At 73.0% G+C, this 20,316-nt stretch carries 18 protein-coding genes and 1 tRNA gene; 6 read left to right on the top strand and 13 right to left on the bottom strand.

Features of this window, described 5'->3' with window-relative positions; genetic code table 11:
* Positions 1-185 precede the first annotated feature (185 nt).
* Complete coding sequence (locus tag ACFVNO_RS11790; protein WP_378891817.1) at positions 186-743, bottom strand: TetR/AcrR family transcriptional regulator; 558 nt, start codon at positions 741-743, stop codon at positions 186-188.
* A 118-nt stretch (positions 744-861) separates the two neighbouring features.
* On the opposite strand from ACFVNO_RS11790, the gene ACFVNO_RS11795 reads away from it, so the two are divergent.
* The gene (locus ACFVNO_RS11795; protein WP_378891820.1) at positions 862-1,299 is read left to right on the top strand and encodes a DoxX family protein; all 438 of its coding nucleotides are present in this window, start codon (positions 862-864) and stop codon (positions 1,297-1,299) included.
* A gap of 23 nt (positions 1,300-1,322) precedes the next feature.
* Here ACFVNO_RS11795 and ACFVNO_RS11800 read toward each other — a convergent pair whose 3' ends face one another.
* Positions 1,323-2,306, bottom strand: coding sequence for a TetR/AcrR family transcriptional regulator C-terminal domain-containing protein (locus ACFVNO_RS11800; protein WP_378891823.1), 984 nt, complete (start codon positions 2,304-2,306; stop codon positions 1,323-1,325).
* Between the two features lie 178 nt (positions 2,307-2,484).
* Between ACFVNO_RS11800 and ACFVNO_RS11805 the strand changes: the two genes are divergently transcribed.
* A complete protein-coding gene (locus ACFVNO_RS11805; protein ID WP_355263229.1) occupies positions 2,485-3,714 on the top strand; it encodes an FAD-dependent monooxygenase in 1,230 nt (409 codons plus the stop codon).
* Between the two features lie 100 nt (positions 3,715-3,814).
* On the opposite strand, the gene ACFVNO_RS11810 is transcribed toward ACFVNO_RS11805, so the two are convergent.
* The 4 genes from ACFVNO_RS11810 to ACFVNO_RS11825 all read right to left on the bottom strand — a co-directional run bounded on the left by ACFVNO_RS11810 (position 3,815) and on the right by ACFVNO_RS11825 (position 8,056).
* Complete coding sequence (locus ACFVNO_RS11810) at positions 3,815-4,282, bottom strand: hypothetical protein (protein ID WP_355263232.1); 468 nt, start codon at positions 4,280-4,282, stop codon at positions 3,815-3,817.
* Complete coding sequence (locus ACFVNO_RS11815) at positions 4,279-6,732, bottom strand: molybdopterin oxidoreductase family protein (RefSeq protein ID WP_378891827.1); 2,454 nt, start codon at positions 6,730-6,732, stop codon at positions 4,279-4,281. Before ACFVNO_RS11815 ends, ACFVNO_RS11810 begins: the two co-directional genes overlap by 4 nt.
* A 257-nt stretch (positions 6,733-6,989) precedes the next feature.
* A tRNA-Ser gene (locus tag ACFVNO_RS11820) sits at positions 6,990-7,078 on the bottom strand.
* Between the two features lie 75 nt (positions 7,079-7,153).
* Positions 7,154-8,056 carry a helix-turn-helix transcriptional regulator gene (locus tag ACFVNO_RS11825; protein ID WP_378891830.1) on the bottom strand — a complete coding sequence of 301 codons (903 nt, stop codon included), beginning with the start codon at positions 8,054-8,056 and terminating at the stop codon, positions 7,154-7,156.
* Between the two features lie 186 nt (positions 8,057-8,242).
* Here ACFVNO_RS11825 and ACFVNO_RS11830 point away from each other — a divergent pair, with 186 nt between their 5' ends.
* A complete protein-coding gene (locus ACFVNO_RS11830; RefSeq protein WP_378891833.1) occupies positions 8,243-9,670 on the top strand; it encodes an MFS transporter in 1,428 nt (475 codons plus the stop codon).
* 12 nt (positions 9,671-9,682) lie between these two features.
* Here ACFVNO_RS11830 and ACFVNO_RS11835 read toward each other — a convergent pair whose 3' ends face one another.
* A complete protein-coding gene (locus tag ACFVNO_RS11835; protein WP_355263244.1) occupies positions 9,683-10,201 on the bottom strand; it encodes a SigE family RNA polymerase sigma factor in 519 nt (172 codons plus the stop codon).
* A 148-nt stretch (positions 10,202-10,349) separates the two neighbouring features.
* Positions 10,350-10,529 carry a hypothetical protein gene (locus ACFVNO_RS11840; RefSeq protein WP_220563861.1) on the bottom strand — a complete coding sequence of 60 codons (180 nt, stop codon included), beginning with the start codon at positions 10,527-10,529 and terminating at the stop codon, positions 10,350-10,352.
* A gap of 272 nt (positions 10,530-10,801) precedes the next feature.
* Here ACFVNO_RS11840 and ACFVNO_RS11845 point away from each other — a divergent pair, with 272 nt between their 5' ends.
* Both ACFVNO_RS11845 and ACFVNO_RS11850 read left to right on the top strand, forming a co-directional pair.
* Positions 10,802-11,773: a hypothetical protein gene (locus tag ACFVNO_RS11845; RefSeq protein WP_378891837.1), complete on the top strand. Its 972-nt coding sequence runs from the start codon at positions 10,802-10,804 to the stop codon at positions 11,771-11,773.
* 1 nt (position 11,774) lies between these two features.
* The gene (locus ACFVNO_RS11850) at positions 11,775-12,785 is read left to right on the top strand and encodes a MauE/DoxX family redox-associated membrane protein (protein ID WP_378891840.1); all 1,011 of its coding nucleotides are present in this window, start codon (positions 11,775-11,777) and stop codon (positions 12,783-12,785) included.
* 4 nt (positions 12,786-12,789) lie between these two features.
* Here ACFVNO_RS11850 and ACFVNO_RS11855 read toward each other — a convergent pair whose 3' ends face one another.
* Positions 12,790-13,557: a hypothetical protein gene (locus tag ACFVNO_RS11855; protein WP_355263253.1), complete on the bottom strand. Its 768-nt coding sequence runs from the start codon at positions 13,555-13,557 to the stop codon at positions 12,790-12,792.
* Positions 13,558-13,665: 108 nt separating this feature from the next.
* Between ACFVNO_RS11855 and hisC the strand changes: the two genes are divergently transcribed.
* Positions 13,666-14,748 (top strand): histidinol-phosphate transaminase, encoded by a 1,083-nt coding sequence (gene hisC / locus ACFVNO_RS11860; RefSeq protein ID WP_220563859.1) that lies wholly within the window; start codon positions 13,666-13,668, stop codon positions 14,746-14,748.
* A gap of 144 nt (positions 14,749-14,892) precedes the next feature.
* On the opposite strand, the gene ACFVNO_RS11865 is transcribed toward hisC, so the two are convergent.
* The 4 genes from ACFVNO_RS11865 to purD form a co-directional block, all read right to left on the bottom strand.
* On the bottom strand, positions 14,893-16,143 hold the full coding sequence (locus tag ACFVNO_RS11865; RefSeq protein WP_245833275.1) for a transcriptional regulator: 1,251 nt from the start codon (positions 16,141-16,143) through the stop codon (positions 14,893-14,895).
* A 266-nt stretch (positions 16,144-16,409) separates the two neighbouring features.
* Complete coding sequence (gene murA / locus ACFVNO_RS11870) at positions 16,410-17,705, bottom strand: UDP-N-acetylglucosamine 1-carboxyvinyltransferase (protein ID WP_355263511.1); 1,296 nt, start codon at positions 17,703-17,705, stop codon at positions 16,410-16,412.
* A 386-nt stretch (positions 17,706-18,091) separates the two neighbouring features.
* A complete protein-coding gene (locus ACFVNO_RS11875) occupies positions 18,092-18,997 on the bottom strand; it encodes a phosphoribosylaminoimidazolesuccinocarboxamide synthase (RefSeq protein ID WP_355263257.1) in 906 nt (301 codons plus the stop codon).
* 34 nt (positions 18,998-19,031) lie between these two features.
* Positions 19,032-20,282, bottom strand: a complete 1,251-nt coding sequence (gene purD, locus ACFVNO_RS11880) for a phosphoribosylamine--glycine ligase (protein WP_355263260.1) — start codon at positions 20,280-20,282, stop codon at positions 19,032-19,034.
* Between the last annotated feature and the right edge of the window lie 34 nt (positions 20,283-20,316).

Genomic DNA, 20,316 nt, shown 5'->3' on the forward strand with positions numbered 1-20,316 from the left:
CATTCTACGGAATCCACGGTGGGAATTCGGTTCCGGTCCCCCGGATCTACAGAAACCCGTGATCAAAGCACTGATCTCCGAATCCCTATTTTCGGTTGACCCGGTAAACAAACCCCGCGCCCTGCCTCCTCGCGCCCTATCTCCCCGCGCCCCGGCGCCGCCCCTCCACGCTCCCGGGCCCGGCGCTACCGGCCGAACAGCACCTCGATGACCGGGCGGGCGACCTCCTCCGGGTCCCCGTCGGCGCTCTCGGGGAGGGACCCGCTGAGCCACAGCTCGGCGAACCCGTGCGCGAACGCCCAGGCGCCGATGGTGGTCGCCCTGGCCCGGGCGGCGTCGGCGGCCAGCGTGCCGCCGCTGGCGGCCAGCACGGCTCCGGCGCGTTCGCGCGCGGCCAGCAGCCCGGGGTCGTCGAGCCGGTACAGCTCGGGGCGGAACATCACCTCGAAGTGCGCGCGGTGCGCGAGGGCGAAGCGGATGTAGGCCAGGCCGGCCTCCCGGGGGCCCTGGGCCGCCGCGGCCTCCAGGGCGTTGGCGAACAGCGCGAACCCCTCGGCGGCCACGGCGGTGAGCACCCCGGCCTTGTCGCCGAAGTGGTGGGCGGGGGCGGCGTGCGAGACGCCCGCGCGGCGGGCCAGCTCGCGCAGGCTCCACCCGGCCGGACCGGACTCCCGGGTCGCCTCCAGGGCGGCGTCGATGACGGCGCGCCGCAGGTCGCCGTGATGGTAGGGCCGGCCGGCCATCCGTCCCGCCTTCCTGTTCCCGAGTGGCCATAGCGGAGCCAGCCTATCTTTCCATTGACAAGATTCAAGCCGTGACGCAATCTAGTCACTGACAAGATTCAAGGATCGGAGACTCCGCATGGCACCCCTCATCGCCCTCGTCGGCGGCACCGCGCTCCTGTGGCTCCTGGGCCTGGCGGGTGTGGAGGCGCTCGACTGGCAGACCTCCCTCCGGGGCGGGCTGGCACTGATGTTCGTCCTCACCGGGGTGGTGCACTTCCTGCCGTCCTGGCGCCGCGACTTCGCCGAGATGATCCCTCCGGCGCTCCCGTTCCCGCACCTGCTGGTCACGGTCACCGGCGTACTGGAACTCGCGGGAGCGGCCGCGCTGCTGTACCCGCCGACGGCCCCGTTCGCGGCGGCCGGCCTCGCCCTGCTGATGCTCGCCATGTTCCCGGCCAACGTCTCCGCGGCCCGCCGCGGCGTGACCCTGGCCGGGAAGCCCGCCACCCCGCTGCTGCCCCGCACGATCATGCAGGTCGTCTTCGTCGCCGCGGCCGTGCTCGCCGCCGTGTGAGTCCCGTCCGCTCCCCGGGGCCGTCAAGGCCGCGCGTCCCCGTTCCCGGCCTGCCGCTCCACCAGGACGGCGAGCCCGTCGAGGTGGCGGGCCAGGCCGTACTCGAACAGCTCCTCGAGGTCAGACGGGGTCAGCCTCGGGACCTGCGCCAGCAGCGGGAACCGTCCGCCGCCGAGGACCTCCTCGGAGCGCGGCCGCTCGGCCCGCCACCATCCGTCGAGGGTGACACCGGTGCTCTGCTCCGCCTCGGCCTCGTCCGCCAGGGAGGCGCCGAAGCCGAGGACCAGGGAGTGCAGCGTGACGGCCTCGTGGAACCGCGTCACCTCGGACAGTCCGAGCCCGTCGAGCGCCCGTAGCACCCATTCGGTGTGCGCCATCATGGCGGGCGCCATCGACGGGCGGGTGAACGAGACGGCCCGGGCCAGCCAGAGGTGCCGGTGGCACAGGCGCCACTGCTCGCGGGCGCTCAACTCCAGCTTGGCCCGCCACCCCGGCGGCCCCGGCTCGGGCGGCTCGACCTCGCCGAAGGCCTCGTCGGCCATCAGCCGCACGAGCTCGTCCTTGTTCGCCACGTGCCGGTAGAGCGACATCGGACCCACGCCCAGTTCGGAGGCCAGCCGCCGCATCGACACCGCGTCGATGCCCTCGACGTCGGCGATGGCGATGGCGGTCCGCAGAACGTTCCTCCTGTTCAGCGGGGGAGGGGCCACCCCGGGCCGCCGCGCGGCCGCGACCGGGGCCGGCGCGTCCGCCCCGGCGGTCCCCGCGCGTACACCCCGGCCGGTGACCACCGTCCCGGAGCCGACCCGCGACTCCACCAGCCCCTCGTCGCGCAGGACCGCCGTCACCCTGGTCGCCGTCGCGATCGCGACGCCCCACCGCTGGGCGATCTGCCGCACCGAGGGCACCCGGTCGCCGGGGCGCAGGGCGCCCGTCGTGATCCAGGAGCGTATCTCCCCGGCGATCTGCCGGTAGGGCGGGGCGGGCGGCGGCTGCGACGACGGCACGGGGCACTCCGATCCTCGGTTCGGTACGGGGTGAGTGTACTAGTCCGCTTCCGTAGTACTAGTGCGCTTCTCCCGGTCGGAACGTTGCTCTGAACGGTTTTCTCTAAGGCTTTCCCGGGGCTCCTCGATAGCGTCGTGGCGTGCGCTCGATACGGCGTACGCGACCTCAGGAGGAGACATGGACAACCGGAGCGTTCTCATCTCCGGCGCCGGGATCGCCGGTTCGACCCTGGCCTACTGGCTGCACCGGTTCGGTTTCCGGCCGACCGTGGTGGAGCGGGCACCCGTGCTCCGCACCGGCGGCCACGCGGTCGACATCCGCGGCACCGCCCGCCGGGTGGCGGAGCTGACGGGCATCGTCCCCATGGTCCGCAGGGCGCACACCGGCGCCTACGGCATGGCCTTCGTCGACCGCGACGGCAGACCCGTCGCGAAGATGGGCACCGACGTGTTCGGCGACTCCGGCGGCCCCATCGCGGAGATGGCGATCCTCCGCTCCGACCTGGCCCGGATCCTCTACGACACCACCCGCGACGACGTCGAGTACGTGTTCGGCGATTCGATCACCGCCGTCGAACAGGACGAGGACGGAGTCCGGGTCGGCTTCGAGAAGGGCGGGTCCCGCCGCTTCGACCTGCTGGTCGGCGCGGACGGCGTGCACTCCAACGTGCGCCGCCTGGTCTTCGGCCCGCACGAGCGCTACATCCACGACCTCGGCTGCTACGGGGCGCTCTACTCCATCACCACGGACCTGGACCTCGGCGGCTGGCAGCTGATGTACACCATGCCGGCCGGCGGCGGCCGGCCCGGCAGGACGGCCGCGCTCTCCCCCAAGCGCGAGCCCGGGCAGGCCCGGGCCGGGTTCTTCCTGCGCTCCGAACCGCTGAGGTTCGACAGGCGCGACACCGAGGCGCAGAAGCGGGTCGTCCTGCGCGCCTTCGAGGGCGAGGGGTGGGAGATCCCCCGGATGCTGTCCGGCATCGGTGACGCCGACGACTTCTACTTCGACAGGATCGCCCAGGTCAGGGTGGGGACGTGGGCGCGGCACCGGACCGTGCTGCTCGGGGACGCCGCGTACTGCGCCTCCCCGATGTCGGGCATCGGCACCAGCCTGGCGCTCGTCGGCGCCTACCTCCTCGCCGGGGAGCTCGCCGCGGCCGACGGCCGCCACGGCCCGGCCTACGCGGTCTACGAGCACCGCATGCGCGGCTTCACGGAGCAGGCGCACGAGTTCGCCCGCGGTGCCGGAGGAGGCGGCCTGATGCCCGATTCGCCCGCGCAGCTCTGGCTGCGCAACCAGACCGTCCGGATGCTGCCCTACCTGCCCAAGGGACTGGTCGGCAGGGGGATGGACCGGTTGGCCAACATGGTCCGCCTCCCGGACTACGCGGCTCTGGAACACCGGTAGGTGGTGCCGCCGCGGGGGAGCGCGGCCCGCCGCCCGTGCCGCCCGCGGGGCCGCCCTCCACGGCGGTCGAGCCGCCCTACAGCCGACCGCTCCCCGCCGCTCAGCCCACCAGGATCTGCGGGGAGACCGCTTTGAGCATCCCCCGCGCCCAGTGCATCCGGCGGACCGAGCGGGGATGGCAGCGCTCGGTGACGGCGAGCAGGTCGGAGTCGGCGATGATCTGGGCGCCCTGCCCGAGCAGGTCCCAGTCCAGGGCCACTCCGCCGCCCATCCGGTACAGCCGTTTCAGGTCCGCGAGCAGCGCCAGGTCCGCGTCGGAGCCCTCCCCGGGGAGCTCCCGCTCCCCCTCCTCGGAGGGCTCTGGGTGCTCCGGCCCGGAGAGGTCCATACCGTAGCGGGGCGCGATCCCCTCGATCTCGCGCACGTGCTCCCGGGACCACTCCGCCAGGTCCCGGGCCACGTGGCGGATCTCGTGCTCCTCCGGATGCCGGTCGGCCACCCGCAGCAGTTCGACGGCCATGGCGCTCTCCGAACGGTGGAGTTCCCGCAGGGCCACTCCGATCCTCATCGCGTTCCTCCCCCGTCGGGCTCCTCAAGAGTGTCCGGTCGGCCCCGCGTGGCCGCCACCTCCGCGTCCACCGGCGCGGACGCGGTCGTCGTGGGCGCGGGGGACGGCCGCCCGTCGCCCGCGCCCGCGCGGCGCAGCCGGACGGCGGCTGTCTTGAAGAGCGGCTGTTTGGACACGGGGTCCCAGTCGGTGGCGGACAGCTCGTTGGCCGCCCGGTCCCGCTCCCCGTCCGGGGCCGCCGCGTCGGTGTCCCAGTAGCCGTAGTGGAAGGGGACGAACAGCACCCCGGGGCGGATCCCGCCGACCCTGGCCCGGGCCCTGACCACCCCGCGCCGCGAGCGCACCTCCACCGGGTCCCCCTCGTGGACGCCCGCCTCCCGGGCGTCGGCGGCGGAGACCTCCACCCACACCTCGGGGGCGGCCCGCCGGAGCTCCGGGGCGCGCCCCGTCTTGGTGCGCGTGTGGAAGTGGTAGAGGGTGCGGCCGGTGATCAGCGTGAAGGGGTACTCCCCGTCCGGTTCCTCGTGCGGGGGCACGTACTCCACCGCCTTGAGCATCGCCAGGCCCTCCGGGTTGGCCGCCCGGTACTCCGCCTCCTCCTTCGGCGCCCCCGTGACGAGGTCGCGGCCGTAGCTCTCGCACTCCTCGGGGCGGGCCCAGAACCGGCCGTCCGTGTAGAGCCGCTCGGTGCCGTCCGGGTGTTCCGCGTCGCAGGGCCACTGGATGCCGCCGGTGTCCCGCAGCCGGTCGTAGGTGAGGCCGGAGTAGTCGCAGGGCCGGCCCGCGCTGACCCGCTTCCACGCCTCGAAGGCCGACACGGGGTCGTGCCACTGCGGGAAGGGCCGCCCGTCGGCGTCCCGGAAGTCCATCCGCCGCGCGTAGTCGAGGAAGATGTCCAGGTCCGGCCGCGCCTCGCCCGGCGGCTCCACGGCCTTCTCGGACAGGTGCACGGTGCGGTCGCTGTTGGTGAACGTACCGGTCTTCTCGCCCCAGGTCGCGGCGGGCAGGACCACGTCGGCGAGCTCGGCCGTCTCCGTCATGAAGACGTCCTGGACCACCAGGAACAGCTCCCGGCGGGCGAGGGTCTCGCGGATCCTGCGCAGCTCGGGCAGCGACACCGCCGGGTTGGTCGCGCTGATCCACAGGAAGCGGATCGACCCCTTCTCCGCGTAGCGCATGATCTGCATGGCGTGCGTGGGCGGGGCGTAGTGCGGGATCCGCATGGGGTCCAGGTTCCAGGCGGCGGCGAGGTCGGAGATGTGCGCGTCGTTGTTCCAGTTGCGAAAGCCCGTCAGGTCGCCGTCGGCACCGCACTCACGGGTGTTCTGCGCGGTCGGCTGGCCGTTCATCTGGAGTACGCCCGCCCCGGGTCGGCCCAGCATGCCGCGCAGCAGGTGGACGTTGTTGACCTGCACGGCCGCCGCGGTGGCCTGGTTCGACTGGTAGAAGCCCTGGAGCACGGTCGACAGGAGCCGTTCGGCGCCGCCCAGCAGCGCGGCGGCCTCCCGGATGCGCTCCGCGGGCAGGCCGCAGATCTCGGCGGCGCGCTCGGGCGGGTAGTCGTCCGTCACCCGGACCAGTTCCCCGTAGCCGACGGTGTGGTCCCTGACATAGTCGTGGTCCACCCGGCCGGTCCGGACGAGCTCGTGCTGGATCGCGTTCATCAGGGCGACGTTGGTGCCCGGCCGGGGTGCCAGGTGCACCGCCGAGTGCGCGGCCACCGGAGTCGGCCTGGGGTCCACGCACAGCAGCCGGGGCGGGTTGGGCCCGGCCAGCCGGTCGAGGACGCGGGACCACAGCACCGTCTGCGTCTCGGCCATGTTGTGGCCGTACAGCGCGATGACGTCGGCGTGGTCGATGTCGCCGTAGGACCCGGGCTGCCCGTCGCAGCCGAACGACGCCTTCAGCGCGGCGGCGGCCGTGGCGGTGCACAGCCGCGTGTTGCCGTCCAGGTGGTTGGTCCCGATCGCCCCGTGGGCGATGGCGGCGAGGGTGAGGTACTCCTCCAAGAAGAGCTGGCCGCTCGTGTAGAAGCCCAGGGCGGAGGCGCCCTGTTCGTCGAGCAGCCGTCTGCTGCGCTCCACCACGAGATCCATCGCGGTGTCCCAGTCGGTTTCGACCAGCTTCCCGCCGCGGCGTACCAGGGGGCGGGTGAGCCGGTCGGGGGAGTGGTTGGCCTGCCAGCCGTAGAGGTCCTTGGGGCCCAGACGCCCGCGGTTCACCCGGTCCTCCCCGCGGCCCCGCACCCCGACGATCCGGCCGTCCTTCACAGCGATGTCCAGCGCGTCGCCGTTGGAGTGCAGGATCGACGCGGACGGGACCCAGCGGTCGACGTCCTCGGGCCCCACCCCTTCGGCGAGGTGGAGGTCGACCCGCGCCGGCCACCGCCGGCCCGGGCCGTAGGGGGTGCGCGACCCCCAGGGCTCTGCGATCGGATCCCTCGACGGCACGGGAGACCACCTCTCTCGTCGCGGCACGGCGCCGTCGGCGCCCCGCACCGACCGGTGGACTCCTGCTGCCGTGCGGCCTCGGGCGCCATCGGCAGGTGGCACACAGTATGGGTGCGGAACGGCGGAGAACCGGGCGGCACACGCGGTGGGAGCCGAGACGCCGCGAATCCGCCGCCGGGGCCAGGGCCGTCCCCCGGGCCGCCCGGGGCACGCAAAAGACCCGGGGCCCCTCGTGCGAGGGGCCCCGGGCCGGAGCGCGGAGGATCGGGGATTTGAACCCCGGATGGGCGTAAACCCAAACCGCATTAGCAGTGCGGCGCCATAGACCTGACTAGGCGAATCCTCCTGGCTGCCATAAGGGTACAGACACGGGGGGCCGCTGTGCAAAACGAATCCGTGGAGGGGCGGGGAGTGGTCCGCCTCACCCCCGGGCGGACACGGCGGAGAGGACGGCGCGCGGCCGCTCCGCGGCGTCCGGGCGGCCCTGCGGCAGCAGGTCGCGCAGTGCCCGCTCCGAGGGGCTGCCCGGCGTCGCGCTGTAGGCGATGAGCCGCTGTCCGGGGCTCTTGGGGATCTGGAGGGTCTCGAAGGCCAGCTCCAGGCGGCCCGCCACCGGGTGGTCCATCCGCTTGGTCCCCGACGTGCAGGTCCGCACCGGGTGCCGGGCCCAGCGCTCGGCGAACTCCTCGCTCTGCACGGCGAGCCGGCCGACCAGTTCGGCGAGCCTGCGGTCGTCGGGGTTGCGTCCCGCGGTCAGCCGCAGCGAGGCCACCGCCAGCGTCGCCTCCTCCGGCCAGTGCTCCCCGTAGAGGTCGCGCATGTGCTCCTCCAGGAACAGCATCCGGGTGAGGTTGGGGCGGTGCGCGGGCAGGTCCGGGTCCCCGGGGTCCAGGTGCCCTCCCAGCAGGGCGTGGCCGAGCCCGTTCCAGGCCAGGACGTCGTTGCGGCGGTCCAGGATCAGCGCCGGGACCTGCGCCATCGCGTTGATCAGCTGCCGAGCCGAGTCCCCGGCGTGCTCGGGCCGGGGCTGCGCGGGCCGCCGGGCGGGCGCGGCCAGGTCCATCAGGTGCGAGGTCTCGTCCTCGTCCAGGCGCAGGGCCCGCGCGATCGCGGTCAGGACCTCGCGCGACACCCGGGTGCCGCGCCCCTGCTCCAGCCGCGTGTAGTGGGTGACGCTCACCCCCGCGAGCAGGCACAGCTCCTCCCGCCGCAGGCCGGGCACCCGGCGGCGTGCGCCGTAGGGGGTCAGGCCCACGTCCTCGGGCCGCAGCGCGGCGCGGCGGGTCCGGAGGAAGTCACCGAGTTCGGATGCGCGGGGGGCCATGGTCGTCCTCTCCGACGTTTCTGCGCGGTCGCTCATTCCGAACCCCCCGCCGCCGGGGCTTCTTCCGCCCGCGGCGTCCCCAGGGTGGTCACGTCGTGACCACCCTGGCGGGGACTGCCCACGGCGGTGTCCTGGCTCCGCCGCCGCACGCGGACGAGGGTTGCTGCGAACCCGAGGAGGGATCCCATGTCCGTGAACACCGGCGCGTCCGCGCCAGCGGCCGCACCGGCGCGGCTGACACCGCGCATGACCGTCATCCTGGTACTCCTGCTGTCGGCGCAGTTCATGCTGGCCGTCGACTTCTCCATTCTCAACGTCGCGCTGCCCGTCATCGGCGACGGACTGGGCTTCACGCTCGCGAACCTCCAGTGGATCGCCACCGCGTTCGCGCTGTGCGCGGCGGGCTTCACCCTGCTCTTCGGCCGGATCGCGGACCTGTTCGGGCGCCGGCGCCTCTTCCTGGGCGGCCTCGCCGTCCTGGGCCTGTCCTCCCTGGCCGGCGGGTTCGCCACCACCCCCGAGGTGCTGATCGCCGCCCGCGTCTTCCAGGGCCTGGCCACCGCCGCGGTCACCCCGGCGGGCCTGTCCCTGCTCACCACCTCCTTCCCGGAGGGGCCGCTGCGGGAGCGGGCGCTGGGCCTCAACGGGGCGCTGATGTCGGCGGGGTTCACCACCGGCGCGGTCCTGGGCGGCCTGCTCGCCGACCTGCTGTCGTGGCGGTGGGCGTTCTTCGTCAACGTCCCGGTGGCCCTGGTGGTGCTGGTCGTCGCCCCGATCGTGATCGGGGAGTCCCTGCCGGAGCGGCGGCCCCGGCTCGACGCCCCGGGCGCCGTGCTGGTCACCCTCGGCCTGCTCGCCGTGGTCCACGGCTTCTCGCAGGCCGGCGAGGCGGGCTGGTCCGCGCCGCTCACCTGGGGGTCCCTGGCGGCCGGCGCGGTACTGCTGGCCCTGTTCGCCCTGGTGGAGTCCAAGGCCCGGTCCCCGCTGGTGCCGATCCGCATCCTGCGCCGCCGCACGGTGGCCTGGGGCAACATCGCCGGGTTCATAGCGTTCCTCACCGAGACCTCGCTGGTCTTCCTGCTCACCCTCTACCTGCAGAACGTGCTGGGCTTCAGCCCGCTGGCGGCGGGCCTGTCCTTCGCGGTCCTGGGCGCGGGCACCGTCCTGGGCGGCGTCCTCGCCCCGCGCGTCATCGGCGCGGCCTCCGCCAGGGCCGCACTGCTCACCGGCGGAGCGGTGCAGAGCGCGGCGACCTTCGCCCTGCTGTTCCTGGGGACCGACCAGGGGAGCATGCCCCTGCTCCTGGCCGCGACCTTCGTGGGCGGGGTGGGCAACATGCTGGTCATCGTCGGGTTCATGGTCACCGCCACCTCCGGGCTGCCCGACGGCGAGCAGGGGCTGGCCACCGGGCTGGCCACCATGACCCAGCAGATCGGCATCACCATGGGCACGCCGATCATGAGCGCCGTGGCCGCCTCCGCGATGGTCGGCACCGGCGCCGCCGCGACGCTCGGCGGTCTGACCTGGGCCATCGGGGTGAACGCGGCGCTCGTCCTGGTGGGCGTGCTCGTCAGCGCGCTCTTCCTCGGCGGTGCGGCGCGGGAGCGCGGGTGAGCGTCCCGGGCGTCAGCCGGTGGTGCGTTCGATGATGAGGTCGGCGTCCCTGCGCAGCCGGTGCACGGCACGCGAGAGGGTGCTCTTGACGGTGCCGAGGGTGACGCCCATGCGCTCGGCGATCTGGACCTCGGTGAGGTCCTCGTAGTAGCGGAGGATGACGGTGGTGCGCTGGCGGTCGGGCAGTTTGTCGATGGACCGGCGCACCACGTCGGCGAGGTCGCTGCGCCAGGTGGGGTCGTCCACCCGCTGCTCGGGGATCTCGTCGGTGGGGTACACGTCCAGCCTGCTGCGGCGCCACTCGGAGATCCGGGCGTTGACCATGGCCCGGCGCACGTACCCGTCGCGGGCGCGCGGGTCGCTGATGCGGTCCCAGGACAGGAAGGTCTTGACCAGGGCGGCCTGGAGCAGGTCCTCGGCATCGTTGTGGCTGCCGGTGATGGAGCGGGCCATGCGCAGCAGGGCGGGGCCGCGTTCGGCCACGTAGCTGCTGAACTCCTCGTACCGGGGGGTCTGCTTGGTGCCTGCCACGTGTCCACCGCCCTTCGCCTCGCTCGGCATCGGCCTGTGGGCACAACTCTCACACAGTGAGCGCAAACTCCCGGGAACCTGGGTGCCACGCGCTGACAAACGGCGCGGCGGGGCCGCCTCCGCGTCCCCGCCGCGCCCGCCCCCGGGGCTACAGGCCCAGGGAGGCCAGGGTCCCGCTCAGGGCGAGCTGGTCGGCGGTCGCCGCCACCAGGTGGTCGACGGCGGCGGCGACGGGGGCGAGCTCGGCCGCGGAGGCGGGGGAGGACAGGCCGACCAGGAGCAGCGGGACGGCGACGGCGACGGTGGCGGCACGGAGGCTCGTGTGCATCTTCGGGGCTCTCTCTCGTTCCATGGGTCCGCTGCGGCCCTGCGGCCACAGCCTGCACCCGGAAGATCGCACGCGGTGCCCATACTTGTGGGGCGGTTGACGTGGAGTTCTTCTTTGGTCACACAAGGCGTCCGATTCGTCGCTCTTGGCAATGAACGGGACATGCGGTCGACATGAACCGCCGGGTTCCGGCGTGTGAGCCGTGACTCGGCCCCGTCATCCGGAGAATGGGCACTGTAGGACGAGTCGGGCGACAGGGGGATGCGAACGACATGTCAGTGATGACGGACAAACACCGAGATCGCGCACGGTTCACCGCGGCGCTCCTGGGCCCCGACACCGCTCCCGAGCCCACACCGCTCGGCGGCCGGGTGGCCCGCGGCGTCGTCGTCGACGCCACGTCCTACATGCTCTGCCTGGCCACACCCGCGGGGGAGGAGCGCTTCCTCTACGAACGCGTCACCTCGTTCTGGCGCGGCGGCGAGGTCCGGCCCACCGAACTGCGGCCGGGCGACGACGCCGTCGTCCGCTGCTCGCACGACGGGCGCCTGGTCGCCGAACGCGTCTGGGCGCAGGCGGCCCGCGCCACCGGCGTGATCACCGACCACCACGACGACACCCTGGAGATCGACACCGGGCACGGCCGCCCCCGCCTCACCGTGGTCATCCCCTACCGCTCCTCGGGCCGCATCTCCGTGCGCCACCCGCGCCTGGAACCCGGGTACCTGTTCGACGCCGTCGGTGTCTGGCGCGACGGAGCGGTCTGGGCGGTGCGCCCGGCCACCACCCAGCCGCCCTACCCGCTGGCCGCGACGCCCCGGCGCCCGCCCACCGGCGAGTTCTCCGCCACCCTGAACGGCATCGCCACCTGGTACGACCCCGCCTGGGGGCGCGCTTCGCACCTGGACCCGCGCGCCCACGCCACCGGCCTGGCCTACCCGGCGATCGACCGGGCCGGCCACACCCGGGACTGCGACCGGCGCACCTCCTGCGTGCCCCTGCCGCTGCTGTCCACCGGGGCCGTGGTGGGCCTGCGCAACGACTGCACCCGCGAGGCCGCCGCCCTGCCCGTCATCGACTGCGCCGCCGCCGACAGCTGGGTGTGCGACCTGTGCCCCACCTGCGGCGGCCAGGGGGCCGGACGCCTGGCCTCCCTCACCATGACCTCCTTCGTCGCCCTGGGCGGGCGGCTGGAGGACGGCTGCTTCAACGCGACCGTCACGGTCCACGACGGAGAGGTGTGACATGTCGGCGGAGATCCTCCAGGCGCTGAGAGAGGTCCAGCTGCCGCTCCTGGCGGTACTGCTGCTGTTCGGCGCGCTCACCAAGCTCGGCTCCCGGGACGCGTCCTCGGGGCTTTCGGTCCTGCTGCCCGCGCGCCTGCGCCGCCCCGCGGTGCTCGGCACCGGGCTGCTGGAGGCCGCACTGGCCGCGGGGCTGGTCCTGCTCTCCGGGGTGCCCGGAGAGGCGGTCCGGCTGCTCACCGCCCTGGTGTTCGCCGCGTCCGTCGCGGTGCTGCTGCTGGTCCGCCGCCGCGACCCGGAGGCGGGCTGCGGGTGCTTCGGCGGGCTCAGCCGGGCGCCCATCGGGTGGCGCACCCTGACCCGGGCCGGGCTGCTGTCGGTCGCGGCCCTGCTCACCCTGGGCCTGGAACCCACCGCCTGGCAGGCGGTCCTGGGCGCGGGCCCGGCGCACGCCGCCGTGCTGGGCGCAGAGCTGCTCCTGCTGGCCGCGCTCAGCCCCGAACTCCGCGGGACCGCCGCCCGGCTGCGGCACCGCGAGCCCTGCGAGCTGCGGGAGGTCTCCGAGCGCGCGGTCTGGCGCAGGCTCCGCCGCAGCGACGTGTGGCGCACCAACAGGCCGCTGCTGCTCGACACCGAGCCGCTCGACACCTGGCGCCACGGCTGCCACCGCTTCCTGCGCTACGACGGGCTGCGGCACGGCACCCGCGTGGACGTGGTCTTCGCGGTGCGCATCGGCGGGCGGCGGCGCACCGCCGTGCGCGCGGCCGTGGTGGACCGGGGGAGCGGTACGTCCGTGGCGTCCTTCGGCGCGGTGTCCGATCGCGAGCTCCAGGGGCCGCCGCGCAGGCTGCCCGGCCCGCGCCGGGCGGCGCGGCTGGACGCCCGGCGCCGGGACGAGGCCAGGGAGGCCGCGAGCCTGGGCAAGGCGCTGGAGAACCCCTCGGGGCGCTCCGACGCCTGGCCGAGCGAGGACCTGGAGGCGGAGGTGGCCGGCGGCCGCGGCGGGGCGTGACCCGCTAACCGAGCTTCTCCTGCTGGCGGTCCACGGAGGCGCGGGTGAACTCCACCAGCATCTCCTCGTAGTCCTCCAGGGCCCCCGGGCCCATGATCGAGGTGGTGCCGACCAGGTCGCCGTTGCGGTACATGACGCTGTACATGTGGTTGCGCTCGCCGTCGGTGTCCACGTCCACGGCGAAGCCGCGCGACTCGTCGCCCAGCGTCGGCAGTTCCGCGAGGTCGCGCACCTCGTAGCCGGAGGAGGTGCCGTCCTCGTAGGTGGCGGTGTAGGTGTCGCAGTCGGCGGGCGGCCGCGAGGCGATCGCCGCGGCCGCCCCCTCCTCGTCCAGCCGGACCAGGAGGTGGGTGAGCGAGCCCCGGTCCCACTCGTAGGAGGTCAGGGAGGCCGGTGCGGCCTGCACCGCCTCGGCGTCGGCCCACCGGTTGGCTGCGTCCAGGCAGTCGGGCTTGTCGAGCTCGGTGGAGGCCCGCACCTGCTCGCTGTACTGCACGGTGACCAGCTCGGAGTAGACGCCGGCCTCGCTGCCCTCGGGCATGATCTCGGCACCCTCGAACGAGACGAGCTGGGCGTCGTGCAGCAGCGCGGCGGCCTCGGCCTGGTCACCGGTGCCCTCCTCGGTGGGGCCGCCGCAGGCGCCCAGAGCGAGGACCAGGGGCAGGCACGCGAAGACGCCCCATGATCGGACGGCCTGTCGGCCGCTGTCACGTGAGCGGCTCTGACCAGCGGCGATCTGAACCGTCGTGGCGGGTTCCGGACGCGAGCGCATGGTGTTGTCTCCTCAATTGTGCGATATTTCCGCTGGGAGCGGTGGCCGACCCGCACACGGGATCGCTGAGCGTGGCGCGGGGCTAGCACAAAGTATTGAGGAAGGACAATGGTGTCGGAGTCGAAATCGCCATATCTGCGGTCGGTGCTGGGGAGCATCCCCGCCTACAAGCCGGGCAGGAAGGTCATCGGGCCCGACGGGCGATCCATCAAGCTGTCCTCCAACGAGAGCCCGTACGGACCGCTCCCGTCGGTGCGCGAGGCGATCGCCCGCGCCGCCGGGGACCTCAACCGCTACCCCGACCCGGGCGCGGCCGAGCTGACCGCGGCGCTGGCCCGCCGCCTGGACGTCCCCGAGGACCACATCGGACTGGGCGCGGGCTCGGTCGGCCTGCTCCAGCAGCTGCTGGAGGCCGTCGGCGAGCCGGGCGCCGAGGTCGTCTACGCCTGGCGCTCCTTCGAGGCCTACCCGCTGCTCGCCGAGCTGGCGGGGGTGACATCGGTGCGCGTGCCTCTGCGCGAGGAGACCCACGACCTCGACGCGATCCTCGACGCCGTCACCGAGAACACCCGCATGGTGCTGGTCTGCAACCCCAACAACCCCACCGGCACCACCGTGCGCGAGGCGGAGCTGACCGCCTTCCTGGACCGGGTCCCCGAGCACGTGCTGGTGATCCTCGACGAGGCCTACCGCGAGTACGTGCGCGACCCGCAGGTGCCCGACGGCGTCTCCCTGTACCGCGACCGGCCCAACGTGGCCGTCCTGCGCACCTTCTCCAAGGCCTACGGCCTGGCCGCGGTGCGCCTGGGCTTCCTGGTCGGCCACCCGCCGGTGGTCGCCGCCGTCCGCAAGACCCTGGTGCCGTTCGCGGTCAACCACCTGGCACAGGCCGCGGGCATCGCCTCCCTGGAGGCCGAGGGCGAGCTGCTGGAGCGGGTGGACGCCACCGTCGCCGAGCGCGAGCGCGTGCGCGGGGCCCTGCTGGACGCCGGGTGGACCGTGCCGCCCACCGAGGCCAACTTCGTGTGGCTGCGCCTGGACGGGGACACCCTGGACTTCGCCGCCGAGTGCGCGAAGGCCGGTGTCTCCGTGCGCCCCTTCGAGGGCGAGGGCGCCCGCGTCAGCCTGGGCACCCCGGAGGAGAACGACGTCTTCCTCGGCGTCGCCCGCGAGTACCCGAAGCGCCGCTGAGGCGTGCGAACCTCGGGGCGTCGTCCGCTGCGGGCGGCGCCCCGGCCGTTCCCGAAGGGCGTCCCCGGCGGGGCGCGGGAGAACGGGAGGGGCGCCTCCCAGGGGGGAAGGCGCCCCGATACGGGGGTGCGGGCCGCGGTGCGGCTACTTGCCGGCCGCGTCCTTGTCGAGCTTCTCCACGATGAGCCGGTACAGCTGGCGGGGGCGCCCCGGCTGGAGTGTGCGGTTGGGGGGCAGGGGCCAGGCGAGCCCCTCCTCCACGAGGGTGCGCAGGAGCCGGCGCGCGGTCCGGGAGGTGACGCCGAGCATCCGGCCGGCGTTCTCCGCGTCGACGACGAGGGGGCCGTCCTCTTCCGCGATCTTCTCCGAAAGCCGAATCAGAGTCTCACGGCCCTTGGTGCGCAGCGGTTCGGAGGACTGCCGTGAGGGCGCGCGCTGGGCCGGGACCAGGGAACGACCCTCCCGGTCCACCGCGAAGCTCTGACGGGACGCCTGAGCGCGGTTCAGGGCCGCACGGGCGTGCGCCTCGGCGTCCTGGGTGGTGCGTCCCATGCCGATGCCCACCTCGATGGCGATCCCGAGCTCCGCCTTGATGCGTTCCACGAACGGCGGCTGCCGGAACCCCTCGGTCGCCGTGACGAGCGACCCCCGGGTCGCGGTGATCATGAACGAATGATCGTCCAGACGGTGCGCCGTGGCGTTGATCCGGTGGGCCTCCTGGAGCAGCAGCCGGTGCAGCGACAGCCGTAGCTCCTCCCGCCAGTAGCGGGGCGTGGACCGCCGCGAGGAGTCCCGCAGCGTCGGCACGTCGACCACGACCACGCCCAGCTGCGCCTCCTCCAGCCGGTGGTGGGCGCCCAGCAGGCCGGCCGTCTGCAGCGCGCTGCGCACCCCGGCGTTGGTCGGCCGCAGCCGGATCACCGGGACGCCGATCGCCTCCAGCCGCTCGGCGACCCCGCGCACGCAGGTGATCGCCATCTTGGTGGCCTTGCGCCGCCACAGGCCCTCGTGGAACGAGGTGAGCTGGGCGGTGTTGGTCAGTTCCTCGTGGACGTGGATGCCGTCCACGGGGAGGTCGACCTCGGAGTAGGCCTCGACGACGTCGGCGCGGCTGAGCACGTCCAGACTGGCTCTGGTCGGGTCGTAGCGCTCGTCCAGGGTGGCACGGAGCAGGGCCTCGTGCAGGCTGGCGCCCCCGAGCGGCACGTAGGTGGCGGGCATCGTCAGCACGCCGGCCTTTCGCGCGAACTCGTAGGGAACCGGGCTGGCGAACAGGTACGCGTCGATCGCCGAACCCAGCCTGACGACCTTGTCCGTCGCCTCTTGCTCATCTCGGTATGCGGCGGCGATGAGTCTGGCGTTGAGGGGTCCCGTGGACCCAGGACCCATGAGCATGACCCGTTCGACCACCTCATGGGGCCCTATGACGCCGATCGTCAAATCGCCAGTACGCTGGGCACTCACCTCGGGTTGCTCCCCGCTACCATTCCACGCTCTTCACTATGTGCGCCCACTGGTTTCCCGACCCGATCTCTGTCACGGCATGATTGCCGAGATCGTACCCATTGTGCGGGGCCAAAGAAGATCGTTTTCCATATCAACGCCGAAAGCCCGGGTGGGAGACGGGCTCCCACCCCGGCTTGAACTGCGCTTTCGACCCGCTACGAGACGACGACGCGCTCCACGTCGGCACCTAGCGCGGCGAGTCGCGTCGCGAACTGAGCGTGACCGCGGTCCACCAGATAACCAGGCGCAACGATTGTCTCACCTTCGGCGACCAGTCCGGCGAGAACCAGGGCCGCGCCGGTGCGCAGGTCGTGGGCGATCACCTCGGTGCCGCGCAGGTGGGTCGGTCCGTGCACGATGGCGCGGGTGCCCTCGACCTCGATCTTGGCGCCCATCTTGTTGAGCTCGTCGGCCAGCGCGAAACGGCCGTCGTAGATCGCCTCGTGGATGTAGCTCTCACCCTCGGCCAGGGTGGCCAGGGCCATGAGCGGCGACTGCAGGTCGGTGGCGAAGCCCGGGAACGGCGAGGTGACCGCGTTGATCGGGCGCAGCGGCACGGACGGGTCGCGGGTCACGTGCAGGACCGCGCCCTCCTGGGAGAACTCGACGCCCATCTGCTCGAGCTTCCAGCGGGCCACGCCCAGGTGGTCCAGGTTGGCCCCGACCAGGCTGACCTCGCCGCCGGTGGCCGCGACGGTCATCGCGAACACGCCCGCGTCGATGCGGTCCGACATGATCGTGTGCTCGACCGCGGTGAGCTCCTCGACGCCCTCGACCGTGATGAGGCCGGTGCCGCCGCCGGTGATCTTGGCGCCCATGGCGGTGAGGAACGCGATGACGTCCAGGACCTCGGGCTCCAGCGCGGCGTGCTCGATCACCGTGGTGCCGGGGGCCAGGACCGCGGCCATGATGAGGTTCTCGGTGCCGGTGTGGGACGGGGTGTCCAGGTACAGACGACCGCCGCGGAGGTTGGAGGCCTCGACGTTGATGTGGTTGCGCTCGGGGTCCTCGGTGACCTCGGCGCCCAGGCGCGCGAAGCCCCGGTAGTGGAAGTCCAGGTTGCGGCTGCCCAGGTTGCACCCGCCGACGCCCTCGATGCGGGCGCGGCCGGTGCGGTGCATCAGCGCCGGGACGAAGAGCACCGAGCCGCGGAAGCGCGAGGCGATCTCGGCCGGGAGAACGGCCCGCTCGGGGTCGTTGAGCCCGGAGGCGTCGATGACCACGGTTCGCTCCGCCTCGTGGAACTCGACCTTGGCGCCGATGTGCTCGGCGAGTTCGAGGGAGCGGTAGACATCCTCGATGACGGGGACGTTGCGCAGCACCGTACGACCCTTGGCCGCAAGGAGAGCGGCTCCGATCATCGGCAGGACGGCGTTCTTCGCGCCCTGGATGAACGCCGTACCACTGAGGGGGCGTCCGCCGCGGACGCGGTAACGAACCTCCTGGCCCATGCTCATGTGCTCCTTTGTGAGGCAGATGTGAAAAAAGGTCACCCTCGTCGGGTTTCGCCTATGTGCGTTTTAGACGCGGGTTTCCCCTGGAACGTTCGACGAACTCGTGTGTGACCTGCACGGCCAGCGAACCGGTGTGTTCGCGATGACTCTATAGCACCCTCCGGCCCGGACCGGTCCAGAACGTGGTATACCCGCAGATCGGGCAGAGAGTCCCGTGAAACGGCCAAAGAGGTACTCGTCCAACGGAAAAGACCAGGGTAGGTGTGGGGAGGCCGTATGCATGGCCGGACACCGGACAGGTGCCGCATACGACCCCACCACCATACGCGCTTCAGGCGACCATTCCGAGACCAGCGTGCCCGGAATCACTCGCCCGCGCCGTATCAAAGCTTCGGTTCGGATCCGGTGAGCCGACGGAAGATCTCCGTGTAGCGGCCGAGCGTGTGCTCCACCACCGACTCGGGGAGCTCCGGCGGCGGGGCGTCCGCGGCGCGGTCCCAGCCCGACTCCGCAGAGGTCAGCCAGTCGCGGACCACCTGCTTGTCGAAGGACGGCTGCGGACCGCCCGGCGCCCACTCGTCCGCGGGCCAGTACCGGGACGAGTCCGGGGTGAACACCTCGTCGGCCAGCACCAGCGCGCCGTCGGCGTCCCGGCCGAACTCGAACTTGGTGTCGGCCAGCAGCACGCCGCGCTCGCGCGCCACCTCGCGGCCGCGCGTGTACACGCGCAGGGTGAGGTCGCGCAGCGCGCCGGCCAGCTCGGCGCCGTGCCGGGCCGCGACCGTCTCGAACGACACGTTCTCGTCGTGGTCGCCCACCTCGGCCTTGGTGGCCGGGGTGAAGACCGGCTCGGCCAGCTCCGAGCCGTCGACCAGGCCCTCCGGCAGCGGCACCCCGCACACGGTGCCGTCCACCCGGTACTCGGCGAGGCCGGAACCGGTCAGGTAGCCGCGGGCCACGCACTCCACCGGCACCATGTCCAACCTGCGGCACACCAGGGTCCGCCCGGCCCAGTCGGCGGGCGCGCCCTGCGGCGGCACGTCCGACACCACGTGGTTGGGGACCAGGTCGGCGACCCGGTCGAACCACCACAGGGACAGCTGCGTCAGCAGCCGGCCCTTGCCCGGGATCTCGGTGGGCAGCACCCAGTCGAACGCGGAGAGCCGGTCGCTGGCCACCATCACCAGCTCGCCGGACCCGGTGGTGTACAGGTCGCGGACCTTGCCGGTGTGCAGATGGGTCAGGCCCTCGACCCGGGCCGGCTCGGGCCGGACGACGAAACCGCTCATGGGAGTCCTTCGTTTCTACGGTGCGGGTCCGCCGCTACAGCTCGGCGGCGGCCCGCTCGGCGATGTCGGTCCGGTGGAACGAACCGCGCAGCTCGATCCGGGACACCGCGGCGTAGGCGCTCTCGCGCGCCCGCGCCAGGTCGGCGCCGGTGCCCACCACGCTGAGCACCCGGCCGCCCGAGGAGACCACGTCGCGGGCCCCGCTCCAGGAGGTCCCGGCGTGCAGCACGTAGGCGCCCTCGACGGCGTTCGCCGCGTCCAGGCCGCCGATGGCGTCGCCCTTGACCGGGTCGCCCGGGTAGTTCTCGGCGGACACCACGACGGTGACCGCGGCGCCCGGCTTCCACTGGAGGGAGCCGATGCCCTTCAGCCCGGAGGTGTCGGTGGCCTGGAGGACGGCGCCGATCGGGGTGGCCAGCCGGTCCAGCACCACCTGGGTCTCCGGGTCGCCGAAGCGCGCGTTGAACTCGACCACGCGCGGGCCCTTGGAGGTGAGCGCCAGGCCCACGTACAGCAGGCCCTGGTAGCGGGTGCCGCGCCGGTTCATCTCCTGGAGGGTCGGCCGCACGACCGACTCCATGACCTGGTCCACCAGGCCGGCGGGGGCCCACGGCAGCGGGGCGTAGGCGCCCATGCCGCCGGTGTTGGGGCCCTGGTCGCCGTCGTAGGCCCGCTTGAAGTCCTGGGCCGGCAGCAGCGGCAGCGCGTGGACGCCGTCGCTCAGCACGAACAGAGACACCTCCGGGCCGTCGAGGTACTCCTCGATGACGACCCGGCCGCACTCGCGCGCGTGCCGCTCGGCCAGCGCCCGGTCGTCGGTGACGACGACGCCCTTGCCCGCCGCCAGGCCGTCGTTCTTGACGACGTAGGGGGCGCCGAACTCGTCGAGCGCCTCGGACACCTGGCCCGCCGAGCGGCACACCCTGGCCTTGGCGGTGGGCACGCCCGCCGCCTCCATGACCTCCTTGGCGAACGCCTTGGAGCCCTCCAGCCGGGCGGCCTCCCGGTCCGGGCCGAACACCGGGATGCCGCGCTCGCGCAGAGCGTCGGCCACCCCGGCCACCAGCGGCGCCTCCGGGCCGATGACGACCAGCTCCGCCCGGATGCGCGCGGCCAGCTCGGTCACCGCCAGCCCGTCGGTCACGTTGATCACGTGGTTCTCGGCCAGCTCCGAGATCCCCGGGTTGCCCGGGGCGCAGTGGATGTCGGTGACACCCGGGTCGAGGGACAGCGCGCGGACGAGGGCGTGCTCGCGGCCTCCGCCGCCGAGGACGAGGGCTTTCACTACTGGGGGCCTCTTCGTGTGGGAGGACGGACAG

Origin of the sequence: Nocardiopsis sp. NPDC057823, from assembly GCF_042797335.1 — a bacterium.
GTDB lineage: Bacteria > Actinomycetota > Actinomycetes > Streptosporangiales > Streptosporangiaceae > Nocardiopsis > Nocardiopsis changdeensis.